We start from the raw sequence: 20234 nt of genomic DNA, 5'->3' as shown, positions 1-20234 counted from the left end.
AATCTGTATATTTATTTTACTTACCGATAGGTAAAAAAGCAACTGTAATTTATGCTTTACATATTCTGTATTAACAGATGCTCCGTTTCAAAAGGATTAAAGCTTCTTTCACCTACTCTTGCCATCACCCTTGCTGCCTTCAAAGGATTTATAAGCCGCAAAGCATATTTAGTATTGAGAAACGTATAATCGTTGGTATATCAAAGTTTATAGGATGTTTATGTTCGGAGTCTAAAAATATTTTATTCATATATCATAATGTCTTCACAACAAGGGGTGTTTGAATGACAAGGGCATGGTGGAAAGAGGCTGTCATATATCAAGTGTATCCGCGCAGTTTTATGGATTCGAACGGGGATGGCATCGGAGATATCAACGGGATCAGAGAGAAGCTTCCGTATATCAGGGAGCTCGGGGCAGATGCCATTTGGATTTGTCCGGTCTTTGATTCTCCCAATGCCGATAACGGTTATGACATCAGGGATTATCAAAGCATTATGCCGGAATTTGGCACGATGGACGACTTTGACGCTCTGCTGACTGAAGCGCATCAGCTCGGAATGAAACTGATCATCGATCTCGTCATCAATCATACGAGCGATGAACATCCATGGTTTATCGAATCAAGGGCAGAGCGGAATTCCGGGAAGCGGGACTGGTATATTTGGCAAGACGGAAAGGACGGGAGCGAACCGAACAACTGGGAAAGCATATTCGGCGGCTCAGCCTGGACTTATGACGAAAAAACAGAGCAATATTATCTGCACCTGTTTCACGAAAAGCAGCCGGATCTGAATTGGGAAAACAGTGACATGCGAAGCGCTCTTTATGACATGGTCAACTGGTGGCTTCAAAAAGGAATCGACGGGTTCAGGGTTGACGCGATTTCACACATTAAGAAAAAAGAAGGACTTCCGGATCTGCCGAATCCAGAAGGGCTCTCTTTTGTGCCTTCATTTGCTTATCATATGAATGTCGACGGGATTATAGCGTTATTGCAGGAACTAAAAGAAAATACGTTCGCCGGGTATCCCCATATCATGACAGTCGGCGAAGCAAACGGTGTCAGCGCTGAAGAAGCGGAGGACTGGGTTGGAGAATCAAACGGGATATTCAGCATGATTTTCCAATTTGAACACCTCGGTCTTTGGGGGATTGAAGGCGGAGAACTCGATCTCCCCGAACTCAAGCGGATATTGTCAAACTGGCAATCGGCTCTTGAGGGGAAAGGGTGGAACGCGCTTTTTATCGAAAATCATGATCAACCCCGGGCCGTTTCAGTCTGGGGAGATGACGGGAAATACAGAGTAGACAGCGCCAAGGCCTTAGCTGCGATGTATTTTTTGATGAAAGGCACCCCGTTTATTTATCAAGGGCAGGAAATCGGAATGACAAACGCGATTTTCTTCGATATAGATGATTATGATGACGTATCGATTAAAAATGATTACCGGATTCAAAAAGAAAAGGGCCGCTCACACGAAGACATCATGAAGGCGGTTTGGAAAAAGAGCAGGGATCACGCCCGCACGCCGATGCAATGGACGGATCGGCCAAATGCCGGCTTTACTAAAGGAGAACCGTGGCTCTGCATGAACGAAAATTACAAGCTGATCAATACGGTTCATCAGCAGCATGACCCCCGGTCAGTCTATCATTTTTATAAACGGTTGATCGCGATCAGAAAGCGGTATGACGTCTTCATCGACGGATCATATGAACTGCTCTTGCCTGAGGACCGGCAGATTTTCGCATACTTGCGAAAGCTTCGGGAAGAAACGGCCATCGTGATCGTCAACCTTAGCGCGCGCCAGGCGTATTACCACCATCCCGCATACCCGTTATGTACGGACGGACTGCTGCTGTCAAATGCTGATATCAACGCGCACAAGCACCTTACATCTTTTGTGATGAAGCCTTATGAGGCGCGCGTTTACATGATCAGACAGGAAATCGGCGATTTATAACGAATAGAGAAAGGGTGCCAGGAAAGGAGCGGATTCATATGTTGAAAAAAATACAGATTCAAACAAACCGGCGCGATGAAATGCTTGATATTACAAATGACGTCCAAAGATTCGTTTCAGAAAATGGCGTTTCCAGCGGCACTGTTATTGTCTACTGTCCGCATACAACGGCAGGCATTACGATTAATGAAAATGCCGACCCCGATGTTAAACGCGATATGCTGAGACGGTTCGATGAAGTGTATCCGTGGGAACATGAGCTTGACCGCCATATGGAAGGGAATACCGCGGCGCATTTGAAAGCGAGCACGGTCGGGGCATCGCAACATATGATCATTGAAGGGGGCAGGCTTGTCCTCGGGACTTGGCAGGGCATATATTTTTGCGAGTTCGACGGCCCGAGGCACCGGACATGCTATTTTAAAATCACAGCCGATTGAAAGGAGAAAATAAAATGAATCAGTTCATGGAACGTCTCTCTTTATCAAAGCCTGTGATCCAGGCGCCGATGGCGGGTGGACCGACAACACCAAGGCTCGCCGCCGCCGTATCAGATTGCGGCGGCTTAGGCAGCCTTGCATCCGGCTATTTGACGCCGGAAGTTCTTCAACGACAGATTCTGGAGACTAAAAAGCTGACATCAGCCGGGTTTCAAGTCAACCTCTTCATTCCGGAAAAACGGGAAAACGTCAGACGGGAAGAATATGAAGGGTGGAAAGAGAAGATACCTTATGCGCGTTCGGCTTCACCCGTGCCAGAAGAGAAACACGATTGGGACGATTTTTACGAGAAAATCGAAATCATTTTAAGGGAAGGGGTCAGCGCCGTTTCATTTACGTTTGGCCCGCCGCCGGCCGATGCCGTCAAAGAACTGAAAGACCGAAATTGCTGTTTAATGGGCACCGCCGTTTCGGTTGAAGAAGCCTTGATGCTTGAAGAATTGGGGATGGATGTCATCGTTGTTCAAGGAAGTGAAGCTGGCGGCCACAGGGGTGCCTTTTTGAAAACGAAGGGAGAACCCGCTGTCGGCTCGATGGCTTTAATTCCCCAAGCGGCAGATCATGTGTCGGTTCCGATTATTGCAGCGGGCGGCATTTTTGACAAAAGAGGTGTTGCGGCAGCTTTTGCCCTCGGCGCACAGGGCGTTCAAATCGGCACCGCTTTTTTGACGTGCGAAGAAAGCGGAACACACCCTGCATACAAACAAAAATTGCTCGAAGCGGTTGAAACAGACACAAGGCTGACCCGTTTGTTCTCAGGGAAGCCGGCAAGAGGCATCGTCAATCAATGGATGGAAGACAGGCGCCCGGACGAAGTTGAAGCGCTGCCTTATCCTCTGCAAAATACGCTGACGCAGCCGATGAGAAAACAGGCGAAGCTTGAAGGGAATCCGGACGGCATGTCATTGTGGTCCGGGCAGGGCGTGCGGGCCTCCGTCCGGCTAACGACGGTGAAGGAGCTGATGGATCAGCTTGCGCCTGCCGATGTGCTATCTGATCATTTGTATTAATGCAGGAATATCAACCCGTGTCACTTGAGAAAGCAGATAGGCGGACGTCTGTGCATGAGGCTTTCTCAGCCCGTTCAGTTTTTCAATGATCGTTTCGCCGCTTAAGATCCCCAGACCGTGTGCCGCATAGAGATTATTTTCAAGTAAAATAGCGTTTTCTCCGCGCCACTGCGGTCTTTCGGGATCGAATTCAGGGTTCTTGAAATACAGGCAGTCTCCCGGAAGGTAGTCGTTCCCCTTATCTGTATAGATCGGCAGCCGCTCATAATGCCAATCGTATAAAATGATTCTTTGATAATTCCGGTCAAATGTCTGATCGCCGATCGTTTTGAGGAGCGCCATATAAAAAATGATGACAATCGCAGTTGCGCACTCAAAAGCATAAAGAGAGCCGCTTTCGAAAATATTTCGAATCGCCTTTGAAGCCGGCGCTCTGTACTTCAACTCCAAAGCCCCCTCAGGCGTCACCCTCCAAAACTCTTCATTCCCGTATGTCTTTGAAAAGGTGGCAAACTTTGCTCCGCTGTTGATCAGCTCTCTGGCTGATTCGACGGTATGCACTCTGAATCTCAGCTCAAATAACAGTTCTGAGATTGAACCGTATCTATATCTGGACGGCATGGCCAGCATCCGGTTGGCAATGTCTCTTTGCGTCTGACTGACATTCAGTTTTTCGATATCCTCAGGACGGAGCCAGTAGCCCGAAACACTTATCATAGGATACACCCTTTTCCCTTTTTTATTAGCGTATGCCTGATGCTTGGGCAGGAAAACGGTCTAATTTTCCGCTTTTTTTACTTAAAAAATAGACCCCGTCTCCGATAAAAGTAGAGAAAGGGGAATCACACATGAAAAAGCTTTTAAATTGGATGAAACGGCCTTCTATTTCTAAAAAATTAATTTTTTCATTTATATTCATTTTAACAATTCCGATCTTGGTTCTTTCGGCTACTTCATATTTTACGGCCAGCAGCACGCTTGAGGATGAGATTTTGAGAAGTGCGAAAGACAATATCGATGAACTGAACGACATCATTCAGCAAGATATCGGCAGCAAGGAGACTTCTATTGCGTATTTCAGCGAATGGATTGATCAAAAAGCGTACAAAGAGAAAGGGCAGACTGCCATTAAACAGCGGTTTGAGCAATTTGCAAAACAAAATCCCGACGTCGAGCTCGTCTTCACCGGTTCGGAAGATAGCGTTTACGCACAATATCCGAATGCTCCATTGCCTGACGGGTATGACCCGGTAGAACGCGACTGGTATAAACAGGCCGTTGAGGAAAAAGGGAAAACGATTGTAACTGAACCTTATGAGTCTGCATCAACAGGCCATATGGTCGTCACGATCGCCAAGCAGAATAAAGACGGATCAGGCGTAGTCGCCCTTGACTTGAACATTGACAAGCTGATCAAATCGGCAAACAGCATCAGCATCGGAAAAACCGGCTATGCATTCATCATCGGCGAAGGGAAAACGTATGTCGCCCATCCGAAAATGAAAGCCGGCACAGAAGCAGAGGCCGATCTGACAGAGCAGATGTTCAGCAAAGAGAGCGGCTTGTTCACCTTTAATGAAAAAGGCAAAGAAAAGAAAACGGTCTTCACGACAAATAAACTAACCGGCTGGAAAATCGGCGGAAAGATGAATACAGCAGAGATTAAAGACGCTGCACAGCCTGTGCTTCACATGGCAGTCATGACATTGGCAGGCGCGATTATTCTGGGCGGCATTCTTGTTTACTTTATCGTCCGCGCGATCAGCAAGCCTTTAAATCAACTCGTCTCTTCTGCAAAAAGCATCAGTGAAGGAGATCTGACACAAAAAATCGATGTCCGCTCCAGGGACGAATTCGGCCAGCTGGGCGCAAGCTTCAACGAAATGGCTGACTCATTGCGTTCGCTGATCAGCACAATTCAGGAATCGGTCGACAATGTGGCATCTTCATCAGAGCAGCTGACGGCAAGTGCGGACCAGACAAGCAAAGCGACGGAGCACATTACATTAGCCATCGAGCGGTTCTCAAGCGGCGCTGAAAGTCAAAGGGAAAAAGTCGAAACAAGCTCACAGCGGCTCAGCCAAATGAATGACAAGCTGAATGAAATCGCAGGCGTATCGGAATCGATTACAGAATCCTCGGGTAAATCGACGGAAATTGCCGAAACAGGCGGAGAGCTTGTCCAACAAACGGTCGGGCAGATGAATTCGATCAACAGGTCCGTCAGACAGGCCGAACAGGTTGTCAAAGGGCTTGAAGCGAAATCGAAAGATATCACCGCGATCCTGCGCGTCATAAACGGAATCGCCGATCAAACGAATTTGCTGGCGCTGAACGCCGCCATCGAGGCAGCGCGGGCCGGCGAATCAGGCAGAGGATTCTCGGTTGTCGCTGAAGAAGTCAGAAAGCTTGCGGCCCAATCAGCAGGATCGGCAAAAGAAATCGAAGCGCTGATTCAGGATATCGTCAAGGAAATCGAACATTCGCTTAACATGTTCAAATCGGTCAACCAAGAAGTACAGTCAGGGCTCGAAATTACGGAAGAAACGGAAACGAGTTTTAAACATATTTACGACATGACAAACGAAATTGCAGGCAAGCTGCAGACGATGAACGCTGCCGTAGAGCATTTATCAACAGGTTCTCACGAAATATCCGACGCGGTCGAAGAGATCGCCGACGTATCGCGTGAAAGCTCTGCCGGCATTCAAGACATCGCTGCTTCAGCGGAAGAACAGCTGGCTTCCATGGAAGAAATCAGCTCATCCGCTGCGACGCTCGAACAAATGGCTGAAGAACTGCGCGACTTAACGAAAAAGTTTACAATTTAATGAAAAGAGGCTGCTGGTCAGCCTCTTTTTTCAGCCCTTTTTTTAGAATCTTCAGAAATACTTTTTAAAGTTTTTTAATATGCAAAAGTAAATGAAAGCTCCGATATTAGTTTCATAACCTAGAAGCTAAAGGAGTTATATCAAATGAAAAAGGTATTGGACTGGCTTAAACGTCCGTCTATCTCAAAAAGGCTGTTTTTCAGCTTTATATTGGTTTTAACTTTGCCGATTTTGGCCTTATCCTATAGTGCGTACCAAACGGCGGGAAGCTCTCTTGAAACGGAAATCATGAGAAGCGCACGCGATAATGTCGAACAGCTGAATGAGATCATAGACCAGAATATCGGGAAGAAAGAGCAGGCTGTTTCCTTTTTCAGCGGCTGGGTGAATGAAAAGCTTTATCAACAAAAAGGGAACGCATCACTTGTCGAGAAATTCGAGCAGTACGCCAAGTTGAACCAGGATGTGGAAGCGATCTACACAGGTTCAAAAGACGGCAAGTTCATCCGCTATCCCGCGGAAAAAATGGCGAAAGATTATAACCCTGTGGATAGGGACTGGTATAAGCAAGCCGTTGAAAATAAAGGAAAAGCAATTATCACAAACCCTTATAAAACGGCGTCAACCGGAACGATGGTCATCACGATTGCAAAGCAGACGGAGGACGGCTCAGGAGTTGTTGCCGTTAACATGAAAATCGATGAACTTATCAAAGCGACAGAACGCGTCAACATCGGAAAAAGCGGCTTTGCGTTTATCTCAAGCAATGATAAAAAATATGTCGCCCATCCGAAGATCGAAGCCGGAACCGAAGGCAAAGGCGACTGGGTTACACAGATGTACGGCAGTGAAAAAGGTGATTTTCAATATACATTTGAAGGAAAAGAAAAGAGAATGGCCTTCACGACGAACAAGCTGACCGGCTGGAAAATCGGCGGAACGATGTTCACGGATGAAATATCAGAGGCCGCCCAGCCTGTCTTCCATATGGCGATCATCATTTTGGCAGCAGCGATCGTGCTCGGCGGGATTCTCATCTATTTCATTATCCGCGGAATCAGCAAGCCGTTAAGCGAGCTCGTGTCATCCGCAAAGAGCATCAGCGGCGGCGACTTGACACAAAAAATCGCAGTCCGTTCAAAAGACGAATTCGGTCAGCTCGGTACAAGCTTTAATGAAATGGCCGAATCGCTGCGCTCGTTAATCAGTGTCATTCAATCATCAGTTGACAATGTAGCTTCTTCATCTGAAGAGCTTCATGCCAGCGCAGAGCAGACAAGCAAAGCGACGGAGCATATTACAATGGCCATTGAACAGTTTTCTGACGGTAATGAAAGCCAGAAAGAAAAAGTCGAAGCAAGCTCGCATCAGCTGAATGAAATGAACGACGGGTTATATGACATGTCGAAAACATCAGCCGCGATTACCGATGCGTCGCTGAAATCGACTGAGATTGCAGGCAAAGGGGAAGAGCTTGTTCAAAAGACGGTCGGCCAAATGAACTCGATCGATCGGTCTGTCAAGCAAGCGGAAGCGGTTGTCAAAGGGCTCGAAGCCAAATCAAAAGACATCACAAGCATTTTGCGCGTGATTAACGGAATCGCCGATCAAACGAATCTGCTCGCGCTCAATGCCGCGATCGAAGCGGCAAGGGCCGGGGAATCGGGCCGCGGCTTCTCGGTAGTGGCTGAAGAAGTCAGGAAGCTCGCCGCACAATCCGCCGGTTCGGCGAAGGAAATTGAACATTTAATTCAGGAAATCGTCAAGGAAATCGACAACTCCCTGAACATGTTCAAATCGGTCAATCATGAAGTACAGTCAGGACTTCGAATCACAGATGAAACAGAGACAAGCTTCAAAACGATTTACGATATGACCAATGATATCGCAGGCAAGCTGCAGACGATGAATGCCGCTGTCGAACAATTGACGCAAGGTTCCCGCCAAGTCGCGGGTGCGGTCGAAGAAATCGCTGATGTATCGAAAGAAAGTTCGGCAAGCATTCAGGACATCGCTGCTTCAGCCGAGGAGCAGCTCGCTTCAATGGAAGAGATCAGCGCTTCCTCCACCACATTGGCGGAGCTGGCTGAAGAACTGCGTGATTTGACACGGAAATTTAAGATTGAATAGCTTTAAAACATCCGGTTTTCCTCCGGATGTTTTTTTAGTTATTTTAGACTATAAAAAGTTATAAAATCCGTATAAAAACTTTTAAAAGAATCCGATATTAGAAATATAACAGAAAAGAGGAGTCAACAATTCTATGGAAAATATTATAAATTGGGTGAAACGTCCCTCCATTGCAAAGAAATTAATTCTTTCATTCTTGCTTATTTTAACCGTTCCAATCATCGTCCTCTCCTATAGCGCGTATCAAACGGCAAGCAGTACGCTTGACGGAGAAATCATGGACAATGCGCGCGAAAACGTTAATCAGCTGAACGAAATCATCAATCAGAATATCAGCCAGAAAACAAATGCCATGTCCTATTTCAGCGGGTTCATTAAAGAAAACTCTTTTAAAGGAAAAGAAAGTGACGCTTTAAAAGTGAAATTCGAACAGTTCGCCAAGCTCCATCCCGATGTGGAAGGGATCTTTACCGGATCAAAGGACGGAAAGTTCATCCGCTACCCGGATCAGGAAATGCCGAGCGGATATAATCCGGTAGAGCGGGACTGGTATAAAAAAGCCGCCGAACACAAGGGCGAAGTCATTATTACAGACCCTTACAAAACGGCGTCAACCGGAACGATGGTTATCACCATCGCCAAGATGCATGAAGACGGATCCGGCGTGGTCGCCGTCAATATGAAAATCGAAGAGCTCATTAAAGCGACAGAACGTGTGACCATCGGGAAAAAAGGCTTTGCCTTTATCACCAGCGCCGATAAAAAGTTTGTCGCCCACCCGAAACATGATGCGGGCTCAGACATCGAAGGCAGCTGGGTTGAAAAAGTATACGCCAATGACAAAGGAACAATCAAATATACGTCTGACGGCGAAAAGCAGATGGCATTCGCGACCAATAAACTGACCGGCTGGAAAATCGGCGGAACCATGTATATCACTGAACTAAAAGAAGCGTCACAGCCTGTGTTGAATGCAGCTTTGATTACGTTGGGCGTCAGCATCATCATCGGTGTGCTTCTGATGATTTTCATCATCAGATCGATCACAGGTCCGCTCCGCGAACTCGTTTCCTCTGCGAAAAGCATCAGCGGAGGCGACTTGACGCAAAAAATCACTGTCCGTTCAAAAGATGAAATCGGACAGCTCGGATCAAGCTTCAACGAAATGGCCGAATCGCTGAGCTCTTTAATCAGCGTCATTCAGACATCAGTTGAAAACGTCGCTTCTTCGTCAGAGCAGCTGACCGCGAGCGCGGATCAGACAAGTAAGGCGACAGAACATATTACATCTGCGATCGAACAATTTTCAAACGGAAACGAAAGCCAAAACGAGAAAGTGGAAGTCAGTGCACAGCAGCTGGCTGACATGAACAGCCAATTGCATGAAATGTCCAAAGTTTCAGCATCGATTACAGAATCATCCATTCAATCGACAGACATTGCCGGTACAGGCGGAGAGCTTGTTCAAAAAACGGTCGGACAAATGAATTCCATCGATCATTCCGTTAAACAGGCAGAATCCGTCGTGAAAGGACTTGAAAGCAAGTCAAAAGACATTACGGCAATTCTGCGGGTGATCAACGGCATCGCAGATCAGACGAATTTGCTCGCGTTGAACGCTGCAATTGAAGCCGCAAGAGCCGGTGAAGCCGGGAGAGGGTTTTCAGTAGTGGCTGAAGAAGTGCGCAAACTGGCTGAGCAATCCGCCTCATCGGCAAAAGAAATCGAAGCGCTCATTCAGGAAATCGTCAATGAGATCGGAAAGTCGCTGGACATGTTCCAGGACGTCAACCGTGAAGTACAGTCGGGACTTACCATCACAGATGAAACAGATACAAGCTTTAAGCAGATTTATGACATGACAAACGAAATCGCGGGCAAGCTGCAGACGATGAATGCGGCAGTTGAAGAGCTGTCAGAAGGGTCACAGCATGTCGCGGGAGCGGTTGAAGAAATTGCAGACGTATCGCGTGAAAGCTCAGGAAGCATTCAAGACATCGCCGCTTCGGCTGAAGAACAGCTCGCTTCAATGGAAGAAATCAGTTCTTCTGCGGCTACGCTTGAACAAATGGCTGAAGAACTGCGCGATTTGACGAAAAAATTTAAGATTGACTAAACATCAGGCTGCCGGCGATCCGGCAGCCTTTTACGCGGGAAAAGCATTTTTAAAAAGTGACGGGGAAGGGGATAAATAGGTTTAAACAGACTGCCATCTATCGTACACTGGTTGTACAGGAGGGATAAATCATGCGACTTGAAGGCAAGAAAGTGATCGCGCTTGTCAGCGATGACTTCGAAGATTTAGAACTGTGGTATCCAGTTTTAAGGCTGAGGGAAGAAGGCGCGATCGTACACCTCGTTGGCGAAAAAGCGGATCATGAATATAAGGGCAAATACGGCGTACCTGCTGTCTCTGATTATGAGCTGAAAAGTATGAATATTGAGGAATACGACGCAGTTCTGGTTCCGGGAGGCTGGGCGCCTGACAAGCTCAGAAGATATCCCGAGGTACTGGAGATGATTCGGTGGTTCAACGAAAGGAAGAAGCCTATCGGGCAAATCTGCCATGCCGGCTGGGTACTGATTTCCGCAGGAATATTGGAAGGCAGGAAAGTCACAAGCACACCTGGGATCAAAGACGATATGGAAAATGCCGGAGCGGTATGGGTAAATGAAGCAGCGGTCGTCGACGGTCATATCGTGTCAAGCCGCCGCCCGCCGGACCTGCCGATCTATGTCAAAGCCTTTGCCGATCTTTTGGCGCAATCCTAAAACAAATGAGCCGCCCGTTCATTCGAATCGAGGCGGCTCATTTGTTATTTTTGATCAGCGGGGAAAACGAGACCGATCTGTTTGCGGGCTTCATCCATGACCGCCAAGGTGTTGATAGAGCGTTCAAATGTGTTAAGCGAAGACTCGATCCGCCCTTGTTTAATTAAATGAATGAATTCCTCTGTTTCATAAAACATGGCCGGTTTGTCATCCGGCAGCGTAAGATGTTCAACCCGTCCGTCCCGATAGCGGATGTCGACTTTTTCAGGTCGGTGGATTTTATCAATGACAATACAGCCTTCCTCCCCTTGAATTTCAGCAGGCGTGAAGGAATTGGAGATTTTCGAGTGCATCAAAACAGCTTCATGTTCCTTGTATTTTAACAGCACTGTTCCTTCACCGTCCGCCCCCGACTCAAGGATCAGCCCGTTTGCTTTTACTTCGAGGGGCTTGCCGAACAGGACGATCGCGGGATGGACGCAATAGACGCCGATATCCATCAGGGAACCGTTCGATAAAGCCGGATTAAATGCGTTTAAGACGGTTCCGTTTCTATAGGCGTCATAGCGGGAAGAGTATTGACAGTAGCTTGCTGTAAAACGGCGGACTTTGCCGATTTTGTGCAGGTTGCGTTCGATGTTTTTAAAATTCGGAAGAAATGTCGTTTTCATCGCTTCCATAAATGTCACGCGGTGTTCCTGCGCTGTTTTTACCATTTCTTCCGCTTCTTTGACATGGGACGCAAGCGGTTTTTCGCACAGGACGTGCTTTCCGCTTTTCATGAATGTGACGGCCTGTTCTTTATGTAAAGAGTTGGGACTTGCGATATATACCGCATCAATAACATCGCTCTCAGCCATTTCGCTGATATCGGTAAAAACCGCCTCTGCCCCGTATTTTTGCGCGAATTCACGTCCGCGCTCCCCGCTCCTTGAATATACCGCGGTTAATTGAAAATCGCCGACCAAACGGGCCGCTTCAAGAAACCGGTCGGTGATCCAATTTGTTCCGACTACCCCGAACCGTATCATGCTATTTTCCCCTTTCGCTGTAGGATATGTTTATTATACAGTGTTTTCTTTTGCCGGCGAAAGGCAAAAAGCCGGAAACACCGGCGTATATGTATATCATCAATAAACGTTTGCAAGCGGAAAAAAAGACCAATAGCAATGGTTTTATTTTTAGTATGAGGAGTAATAGTGTACAATTTAATGTATAAAACCAATGTTAATGGAGGATCGCCATGGACTCTTTGAATATGTGGGGCGGCAGATTTAAGAAGTTTTTTTTAGACAATAAATTCGTTTTGTTTCTGCTCGTTCTGCTCTTGATCGGATTGAACATCCTTGTATTTACAAAAGCATCGTTTATTTTCACGCCTTTCATCGTCCTTGTGGAAACCATCGCTCTGCCTGTCGTACTGACAGGTGTCGTTTATTATTTGTTAAATCCGATCGTTGATTTTCTAGAGCGGAAAAATGTGAAAAGGATTTATTCGATTCTTCTTCTCTATATCGTGATCATCGGTCTGATCACGATTTTGATCGTCTCCGTTATCCCGCTGTTAAGGGAACAGATCACAAGCCTTGTCGATAATTTCCCAAGGTATGTCCACATTGTGGAAGACCAAATTAAACAGCTGATCGGAAGCCAGTTTTTTAATCAGGTCCAGCAGACGCTGAACATCAATCTGACCGATTTGGCAAGCAAATTATCCGATCAGGCCACCACAATTTTAAACAGCACATTTACCGGAGTGGGAACGTTCATAGGCGCTGTTACAGAAGTCGTGATTTCAATTGTGACCGTGCCGTTTATCCTGTTTTACTTATTGAAAGATGGTAAAAAACTGCCGCTCTTTATTTTGAAGCTCGTACCGGTCCGCTTGCGGGAACAGACGTATGTGATGATGTCCGAGATGAATCACCGGCTCAGTTCGTATATCAGGGGGCAGATCATCGTCAGCTTCTGTATCGGCTGCCTATTGTTTATCGGATATATGATCATCGGTCTTGATTACGCTTCCTTATTGGCCCTTGTGGCGGCGTGTACGAGCATCGTTCCGTATCTCGGACCGACGATTGCGATCACGCCGGCAATCATTATTGCCCTGGTTACTTCCCCGTTTATGCTTGTGAAGCTGATCATCGTTTGGACTGTGGTGCAGCTGTTTGAAGGAAAATTTATTTCGCCGCAAATTATGGGAAAAAACCTGCACATCCATCCGGTAACGATCATCTTTGTGCTGCTGACGGCAGCCAAGCTGTTCGGCGTGATCGGCGTCATTCTCGCCATCCCCGGATACGCGGTCATCAAAGTGGTGGTCACGCATTTGTTTGAATGGTTTAAACAGCGTTCACACCTTTATGAAAAAAACGAAGAAGTCTGAATCCCGCTTGCATAATCGGCTTTTAAAGGCGATATAAATAGTTTATTAGAGGACAAGTTTTATGAAGCGAAAGGAATGACATATGAACATTTGGGATATTTTTGTCGCCATCATACTCGGAATTGTTGAAGGATTAACAGAATATGCCCCTGTTTCGTCAACAGGGCATATGATCATTGTTGACGACGTCTGGCTGAAATCGAAAGAACTGCTCACGCCTGAGGCGGCGAATACCTTTAAAGTCGTGATTCAGCTCGGCTCCATCCTCGCTGTCGCCATCGTATTTAAAGACCGGATTCTCAACCTCTTAGGTGTGAAGAAAAACATGACGGAAGAGCAAAAATCGGGAAACCGCCTTTCCATTGCCCAAATCGCTGTAGGACTTGTTCCCGCCGCTGTGCTCGGCTTTTTATTCGAAGACTATATCGATCAGTACCTGTTTTCCGTACACACCGTTGCGGTCGGTCTCATCGCCGGCGCGGTGCTGATGCTCGCGGCCGACTGGATTAACCGGCGCACGGAGACGACAGATTCGGTTGACCGGATGACGTATAAGCAGGCGCTCGGTATGGGGCTGTTTCAATGTCTGGCGCTCTGGCCGGGCTTCTCGCGCTCGGGTTCGACGATTTCGGGCGGTGTTATTCTCGGCTTGAACCACAGAGCGGCCGCCGATTTCACCTTCATTATGGCGATTCCGATCATGATGGGAGCCAGCCTGCTCTCTTTAATTAAAAACTGGGCATATTTAAGTGCAGATCTGTTTCCTTTCTTTATTACAGGGTTTATCAGCGCTTTTATTGTCGCTCTTTTTGTCGTCCGCTTTTTCCTCAGGCTGATCAATAAGATCAAGCTTGTCCCGTTTGCCATCTATCGCATCATTTTAGGGCTTCTTCTGTTCATTTTGTTTCTGTAAAATTACGAACCGATTTCCAGCTGGAAATCGGTTTTTATTATAGGTAAAAAGAATGATATCCTATTATTTCCCACTATAAAACTGCCTGCCAACTTACTATACTAGTAAGAGGGAGGAGATATTGAAATGTTTATTATCGCATGTCTATTGATTATCTTAGGTTTAATGCCTATTTTTTATAAAGCGAACCACAATACAAAAGATGTGAAAGTCAACACGATTTCGGTCGAGCGCGTCCAGGCTCCCGCTTTAAAGAAAAAGCTGAACATTCTTCATCTGTCTGATCTTCATTTAGAAAACATTTCGATTTCACCTGAACAGATTCTTGAACTTGCCAATAAAAAACGAGTGGATCTCATTGCTTTAACAGGAGATTTTCTTGATAGGAAACGAAATATACCAAAGCTTGCAAACTACTTAAAAGCTTTGCAAAAACTAAAGCCGGCATACGGGATGTACGCTGTATTCGGCAACCATGACTACGTATTGAAAGGTGAACACTTTCGGAAGCTGAAACGTGTGCTGGAAGATAACGGATGCATCACCCTTCGAAATCAGCATGTCTCGATTGAAGTGGAAGGTGAGGCACTCAACATTATCGGGATTGATGATTACAGCACGAAGCGAAGCGATATTGCCGCTTCATATAAAGAGCTGAAGGAAGGGTACAACCTTGTATTGACGCATGATCCGAACGTTGTGCTTGATATGCAGGAATTTCACTTTGACTATCTTCTGTCAGGGCACTTTCACGGCGGTCAGATTCATTGGCCGAAGCCTTATCATCTTCTGAAGATGGGAAAGCTTGTGCGAATGAATATGATTAAAGGTCTTCACTATCATCATGACAAACCGTTTTATATCAGCGAGGGATTGGGCCAGACGGGAGCGAATATCCGCATTGGAAGCCGTCCGGAAATGACGTTCCATCACATTTCATAAAAAGAAGAGGCTGTTCCTGTTTTGAGGGATCAGTCTCTTTTTTTTGTTATTTCTGCAGATAGGACTTGAACAATTTTTCTTTCGAGATAAACAAATATTGGGAAGGAGGGATTTTACGAAGAGAAAATTGCTTTGTTGTTAAATATAAAATCGGAATCTGCGTCAGTTTTTTAAAGACTCTGTAAAACTGGTTTGCGGGCTCAACGGCTTCAAAACCGAGCCTTTCAACGCCTTTATGCAGTGTGGTAATGCCGATGATGCCTTTGATTTGGTCTGTCCGGTGATGGTTTTTAACATATTCGGCCAGGATCGGCATTGAAAAGTACGCCTTTTGATAAATGAGGATGCCTCTTCTGACAGCGCTCTCAATATTTTGTAGCTCTTTAATCAGCTTAATATTATGCAGATGAATTTTGATCAGAACATCGTTCTTCTTAATAACCGTCCCATCGTTTAACACCACATCGATCCCTTTGTACCTTGTGAGACGGACGCGAAAAATGCTCGATTTCATTTGATCAATGAGTGTCAGTCTTGAAAAAAAATAATAAAACGGGTCAATTACACTCCAAATCGACAAAAAACAGTTTCTCAAGTCGCCACTTTCCTTTCCTGAAAAAATACACTTATATTTTGGCTGGATATTTGAAAAATATAAATGGAAAACATTTTTCTTCTGAAATGGAGGATGGAGATGACAAAGATTCTGATTTTCCCTTTTTTAAGCATTTCCACCGGTCATCATCACGTTGCCGATTCACTGCAGGCAGAACTGCTTCTCAAATCCCATCAATGTGAAAAAATCGACATTTTTTCACATGCTTATCGGCGGCTTGAAAAAGCCTCTTCTGCGGCGTATTTGTCATGGATTCAGTATTTTCCGAAAGTCTACAGCTCGGTCTATCATCTCCTGGCGTGCGGGCGCCATCAAACCGCAAAGCGCCACCTCTTGTACGAGCTGATCTTTTTGAAGGATATGCAGCAGATCATTGCGGAAAAAAAGCCTGATATCGTGTTCTGTACGCATGCATTGCCCTCCTATTTGCTGAACCGCTTAAAAGGCCGATTTCCCGACATGAAAGTGGTCAATGTCTATACCGATTTTTTCGTCAACCGAATTTGGGGAAGAGAAAAGATTGATTATCATTTTGCGCCGATCAAAGACATCAAAGAACAGCTGATCGCAGAAGGCGTTGATGAAGAGAAGATTTTTTTGACCGGAATACCCGTGCATCGTTCCTATAAAATGGAGAGAAAGCCTGGGCAGAACGGGGACAAAAAAGCGGTGTGCAACATCCTCATAACCGGCGGAAGCATGGGGGTGGGCGGCATTTTTAAGCTTGTGCAGGAGCTGTCGCCGAATGGGGATGTCGCATACCAAATACTATGCGGAAAAAACCGAAAGCTCTACCGGTATGTTCATGATTTAAACAATCCATACATTACAGCGCTGCCTTATATCGAAAGCAAAGCTGAAATGAACCGCTTATACGGGGAGGCGTCGGGCATCATGACGAAGCCCGGCGGCGTCACGATCAGCGAGTGCATTGAAAAACAGCTCCCTGTTTTCATCTATCACGCGCTGCCCGGACAGGAAGAGATGAATCTCGATATTCTGAAAAAGAAAAACCTTGTCATTGAACTGAATCAGCAAAAACAGCAGCCGATTGAACAGCAGCTGCTCTCCTTTTTCCGTTCGGAAGAAGACATCAGACGCTATCAAATGAGCGTTGGTCAATATTTGCGCGAAAAATCGGACCGGGATATCAGCGACATTTTAGACGGGATCATTCATAACCGGAGCGGTTTAGGGAATGCTCACGTATAAGGAAGGAGGAAGAACGATGTCTGAGAGCCGCAAGAAATCAGTCGTCATGTTGCTGATCGATTCATTAATGGATGAACCGCTTCAAGAAGCCGTGAACACCGGACAGGCTCCTGGTCTGCGATATTTGCTGGAAAACGGGCGCTATGTTCCTGATATGATCAGCCCTTTTCCGACGATGTCCGTCAATGTTGACAGCACACTGCTTACAGGGGCGAGCAGCGACCGCCATAAAGTTCCGGGCCTTGTGTGGTACAACGCGAAGGAAAAACGGATCATCAATTATGGCAGCCATATTCGAGAGCTTCTGAAATTAGGCATCAAACAATCCTCCAGAGACGTCTTTTACAATTTGAATCAGGTTCATTTAAGCCAACAGGTGAAGACGCTTCACGAAGAGCTTGATGAAAAAGGAATTGAAACGTGCTCGATCAATGCGCTTTTGCACAGGGGGAGCCGGGACAACTATTTACAGGTTCCCTTTCTTTTTTCAATGATTTCCGGATTAAACCAATCAGTCAAAATCAACACGTCCCAGCTGTTCTCGTACGGCGGTTTTTCCAAAGTGAATCCGGCAAACCGCTCGCTTTTCAAAAAATTCGGCTTTAATGACCGGTTTTCTGTGAATGAATTGGTTCATCTGATCAAAACAAACAAAGTGCCGCCTCTTACACTCGTCTATTTTCCCGATCTCGACCAGCACGTACATAAACACGGGAGAAACGACGCAGCGGGGGTGGCGAAAGCAGACCGGCATGTTCAAAAGATTTTAGACAGCTTTCCGTCATGGGAAGCCGCTTTAAAGGATCACATGTGGATCGTGATGGGGGATAACGGACAGGCCTGGATCAGCGGCAATAAAAAAGAAGCATTGATTGATTTGAGAAGCCTTCTGGACGCCTTTCGCATTGTGAAATTAAAGAAAGGCGTGACGGACGATGATGACATCGTTCTTGCCGTTAACGAAAGAATGGCGTTTATCTATTCGCTCGATAAAGCGAAGCTTCCGCTCACGAGGATCGCGGATATTCTGCAACAGGACGAGAGGATCGACATCATCGGCTGGAAAAATGAAACGGATTCAATTGAGGTCGTTTCGGGTGAGCAGCACGGGAAGCTCACATTTCGGCCGGGAGGCAAATACACGGATGAATTTGGACAAACGTGGACGCTGGAAGGGGATGTAAACATTCTCGATTTGACGGTCGAGCAAAGCAGCATGACATACGGAAAGTTTCCCGATGCGCTGGCCAGACTGTACACTTCATTTTTTTCGCATGAAGGCGACTTTTTGATCGCCAATTCAAAGCCTGGATACGAATTTATCGGCGAAGGGTCGCCGACGCACGTCGGAGGAGCCAGCCACGGTGCATTGCACAAGCAGGACTCCCTCGTATCCATGATCATCACCGGAACCGATACAAAGCCGGCATACAATCGCCTTGTCGACGTGAAAGAATGGATTCTCGATTTAGTCAAATCACTGGGAACGGGGCAATGACTAACCCCCTCTCCCAGTGATTATGACGGCTGTCTGATGCCTTTGACAAATGCTGCAAGCGCCGAAGCGATCATCACGAATAGTGAGACTGTTTTTATGATCGCCTGTAAGAGTGCATGTTCTACGACGATATTGGAGTGCACACATAAAGCCAAAATAAATATGGCAATCAATAATCCGTATTTTTCTCTCATAACCGTTTCTCCTTTCGGGCCGTCATCCTCCAAAGAACAGGTCGAGAATGTTTCCGGCGGTTGAAGATTGTTTGTTGTACAGTTCCGAATACCCGCAGTTTTTGCAATAAACTACGAGAAAACGGTTATGCTGCACATCGAACAATTTTGACAGGCCGGTGCCGGTCGTCGCGATTTCTTTTTGCCCCGCATCTGTACTTCCGCACTTGATACATCCTTTATGTTCACGCATAGCGCTTCTCCTTTCATGATGTAAAATCCGACCAACTTCATTATAATGGAATGTTCTTCAAAAGAAAATATTTCTCAGGAAATGACCGGTCGGAAAAGAGGGGAAAACAGACTGATCCTTTTTACTTATAAAAATCTCTCGAAGACCGGTTATTTTATTTTTTCGTCGAAAAAAACAATCCTTTTAACCTATTCATTCGCCTAGGACCATCCTGTAAGATAAACCTATTACAATATCATCCACTACAGGAAAATAGTTTTTATTGACTAGGATAAATGAAAGGGGCAGCTGCTTTGAGCGAAGGTTTTTGGGATTCAGTAGGCAACTTTTTGCACATATCCTACACGGAAAATGAACGAAAACGCGACGAGTATAAAAATTTATACGACTTTTTATCTGATAAAGAAAGCGATGTTAAGACGAAATTAGCAGAAGTTGATGCAAGTTTGAAGGCATACCACAGCAATCTCCCGGACTTGAACATCCCTTCCCACGAATTTGAGGATACACGCCATGAAAAGGATGCCAAGCTGAAGGAATTGGTCAAGCATTTTAAAGATATGGTCGATGACATTCAAAGCGCCAAGTCGAAGGCGAAAAGCAAGTGGGAGTATTATAAAGCAAAAGCTGAAGCTGAAGAGAAAAAGGCGTAGAGGAGGAACAGCCGAGTCATGGACGGATATGGATACTACAACTATCAAGCGGCCAATCCGAAAGTAAGCGGAGAGACTGTGAAAATTTCACATAATGGAACAATAAAAGCGCATTCCCATGCGAAAGCGATCGAAAAACATGTTGGCGACTCGCTGAAAAAAGCAAAGGAATTGAAAGCGTATGTTGAAAGCGGAAAATGGAGCGGAAAAACCCGCGACGCATTTTTAAGCTACCTTGAGCTGATTATCGAATTGAATGCCGATATGAAAGACGCCTTGAAAGATCATACGGCTGCATTAGATGCACTGCAAATGCACATCGACGATTTTTCAAAGCTCAGTGAAGTGCAGGAAATCAAAAACTTATAACAGGGA

At 46.0% G+C, this 20234-nt stretch carries 19 protein-coding genes; 14 read left to right on the top strand and 5 right to left on the bottom strand.

Features of this window, described 5'->3' with window-relative positions; translation table 11 throughout:
* Positions 1-284 precede the first annotated feature (284 nt).
* Genes MHH76_RS16695 through MHH76_RS16685 form a run of 3 tightly spaced genes read left to right on the top strand, consistent with a single transcriptional unit; the run spans position 285 to position 3477 of the window.
* Entirely contained in the window at positions 285-1967 is a 1683-nt protein-coding gene (locus MHH76_RS16695) for an alpha-glucosidase (protein ID WP_020452751.1), read from the top strand.
* A 38-nt stretch (positions 1968-2005) separates the two neighbouring features.
* Positions 2006-2407 carry a secondary thiamine-phosphate synthase enzyme YjbQ gene (locus MHH76_RS16690; protein WP_023856122.1) on the top strand — a complete coding sequence of 134 codons (402 nt, stop codon included), beginning with the start codon at positions 2006-2008 and terminating at the stop codon, positions 2405-2407.
* A 14-nt stretch (positions 2408-2421) separates the two neighbouring features.
* Entirely contained in the window at positions 2422-3477 is a 1056-nt protein-coding gene (locus MHH76_RS16685) for a nitronate monooxygenase (RefSeq protein WP_035337568.1), read from the top strand.
* Here MHH76_RS16685 and MHH76_RS16680 read toward each other — a convergent pair.
* The gene (locus tag MHH76_RS16680) at positions 3457-4194 is read right to left on the bottom strand and encodes a protein-glutamine gamma-glutamyltransferase (RefSeq protein WP_020452748.1); all 738 of its coding nucleotides are present in this window, start codon (positions 4192-4194) and stop codon (positions 3457-3459) included. The genes MHH76_RS16685 and MHH76_RS16680 overlap by 21 nt on opposite strands.
* 131 nt (positions 4195-4325) lie before the next feature.
* On the opposite strand from MHH76_RS16680, the gene MHH76_RS16675 reads away from it, so the two are divergent.
* The 4 genes from MHH76_RS16675 (at position 4326) to MHH76_RS16660 (ending at position 11210) form a co-directional block, all read left to right on the top strand.
* On the top strand, positions 4326-6308 hold the full coding sequence (locus MHH76_RS16675) for a methyl-accepting chemotaxis protein (protein ID WP_268441411.1): 1983 nt from the start codon (positions 4326-4328) through the stop codon (positions 6306-6308).
* 144 nt (positions 6309-6452) lie between these two features.
* Positions 6453-8438, top strand: coding sequence for a methyl-accepting chemotaxis protein (locus MHH76_RS16670; RefSeq protein WP_035337561.1), 1986 nt, complete (start codon positions 6453-6455; stop codon positions 8436-8438).
* A 133-nt stretch (positions 8439-8571) separates the two neighbouring features.
* Positions 8572-10554, top strand: a complete 1983-nt coding sequence (locus MHH76_RS16665; protein WP_020452745.1) for a methyl-accepting chemotaxis protein — start codon at positions 8572-8574, stop codon at positions 10552-10554.
* A gap of 131 nt (positions 10555-10685) precedes the next feature.
* On the top strand, positions 10686-11210 hold the full coding sequence (locus MHH76_RS16660; protein ID WP_020452744.1) for a type 1 glutamine amidotransferase domain-containing protein: 525 nt from the start codon (positions 10686-10688) through the stop codon (positions 11208-11210).
* 44 nt (positions 11211-11254) lie between these two features.
* Here the strand turns inward: MHH76_RS16660 and MHH76_RS16655 are convergent, their stop codons facing one another.
* A complete protein-coding gene (locus MHH76_RS16655; RefSeq protein WP_020452743.1) occupies positions 11255-12241 on the bottom strand; it encodes a Gfo/Idh/MocA family oxidoreductase in 987 nt (328 codons plus the stop codon).
* 212 nt (positions 12242-12453) lie between these two features.
* Here MHH76_RS16655 and MHH76_RS16650 point away from each other — a divergent pair, with 212 nt between their 5' ends.
* The 3 genes from MHH76_RS16650 (at position 12454) to MHH76_RS16640 (ending at position 15454) form a co-directional block, all read left to right on the top strand.
* A complete protein-coding gene (locus MHH76_RS16650; protein ID WP_020452742.1) occupies positions 12454-13599 on the top strand; it encodes an AI-2E family transporter in 1146 nt (381 codons plus the stop codon).
* A gap of 82 nt (positions 13600-13681) precedes the next feature.
* Entirely contained in the window at positions 13682-14512 is an 831-nt protein-coding gene (locus tag MHH76_RS16645; protein ID WP_020452741.1) for an undecaprenyl-diphosphate phosphatase, read from the top strand.
* A gap of 126 nt (positions 14513-14638) precedes the next feature.
* A complete protein-coding gene (locus MHH76_RS16640; RefSeq protein WP_020452740.1) occupies positions 14639-15454 on the top strand; it encodes a metallophosphoesterase in 816 nt (271 codons plus the stop codon).
* Positions 15455-15500: 46 nt separating this feature from the next.
* Here MHH76_RS16640 and MHH76_RS16635 read toward each other — a convergent pair whose 3' ends face one another.
* Entirely contained in the window at positions 15501-16049 is a 549-nt protein-coding gene (locus tag MHH76_RS16635) for a hypothetical protein (RefSeq protein WP_020452739.1), read from the bottom strand.
* A 99-nt stretch (positions 16050-16148) separates the two neighbouring features.
* Between MHH76_RS16635 and MHH76_RS16630 the strand changes: the two genes are divergently transcribed.
* A complete protein-coding gene (locus MHH76_RS16630; RefSeq protein ID WP_043054450.1) occupies positions 16149-17282 on the top strand; it encodes a glycosyl transferase in 1134 nt (377 codons plus the stop codon).
* A 16-nt stretch (positions 17283-17298) separates the two neighbouring features.
* Positions 17299-18780, top strand: a complete 1482-nt coding sequence (locus MHH76_RS16625; protein WP_041817298.1) for an alkaline phosphatase family protein — start codon at positions 17299-17301, stop codon at positions 18778-18780.
* Between the two features lie 20 nt (positions 18781-18800).
* On the opposite strand, the gene MHH76_RS16620 is transcribed toward MHH76_RS16625, so the two are convergent.
* Both MHH76_RS16620 and MHH76_RS16615 read right to left on the bottom strand, forming a co-directional pair.
* A complete protein-coding gene (locus MHH76_RS16620) occupies positions 18801-18974 on the bottom strand; it encodes a hypothetical protein (protein WP_020452736.1) in 174 nt (57 codons plus the stop codon).
* Positions 18975-18996: 22 nt separating this feature from the next.
* A complete protein-coding gene (locus tag MHH76_RS16615) occupies positions 18997-19206 on the bottom strand; it encodes a zinc ribbon domain-containing protein (protein WP_003184724.1) in 210 nt (69 codons plus the stop codon).
* Positions 19207-19499: 293 nt separating this feature from the next.
* Between MHH76_RS16615 and MHH76_RS16610 the strand changes: the two genes are divergently transcribed.
* Entirely contained in the window at positions 19500-19859 is a 360-nt protein-coding gene (locus MHH76_RS16610) for a hypothetical protein (protein WP_020452735.1), read from the top strand.
* Positions 19860-19877: 18 nt separating this feature from the next.
* Positions 19878-20228 carry a WXG100 family type VII secretion target gene (locus MHH76_RS16605; RefSeq protein WP_020452734.1) on the top strand — a complete coding sequence of 117 codons (351 nt, stop codon included), beginning with the start codon at positions 19878-19880 and terminating at the stop codon, positions 20226-20228.
* Positions 20229-20234: the final 6 nt, after the last annotated feature.

Origin of the sequence: Bacillus sp. FSL L8-0193 (assembly GCF_037976065.1) — a bacterium.
GTDB lineage: Bacteria > Bacillota > Bacilli > Bacillales > Bacillaceae > Bacillus > Bacillus paralicheniformis.
Note: the sequence above shows the minus strand (reverse complement) of the source record. Positions and strands in the feature narration are given on the sequence as shown.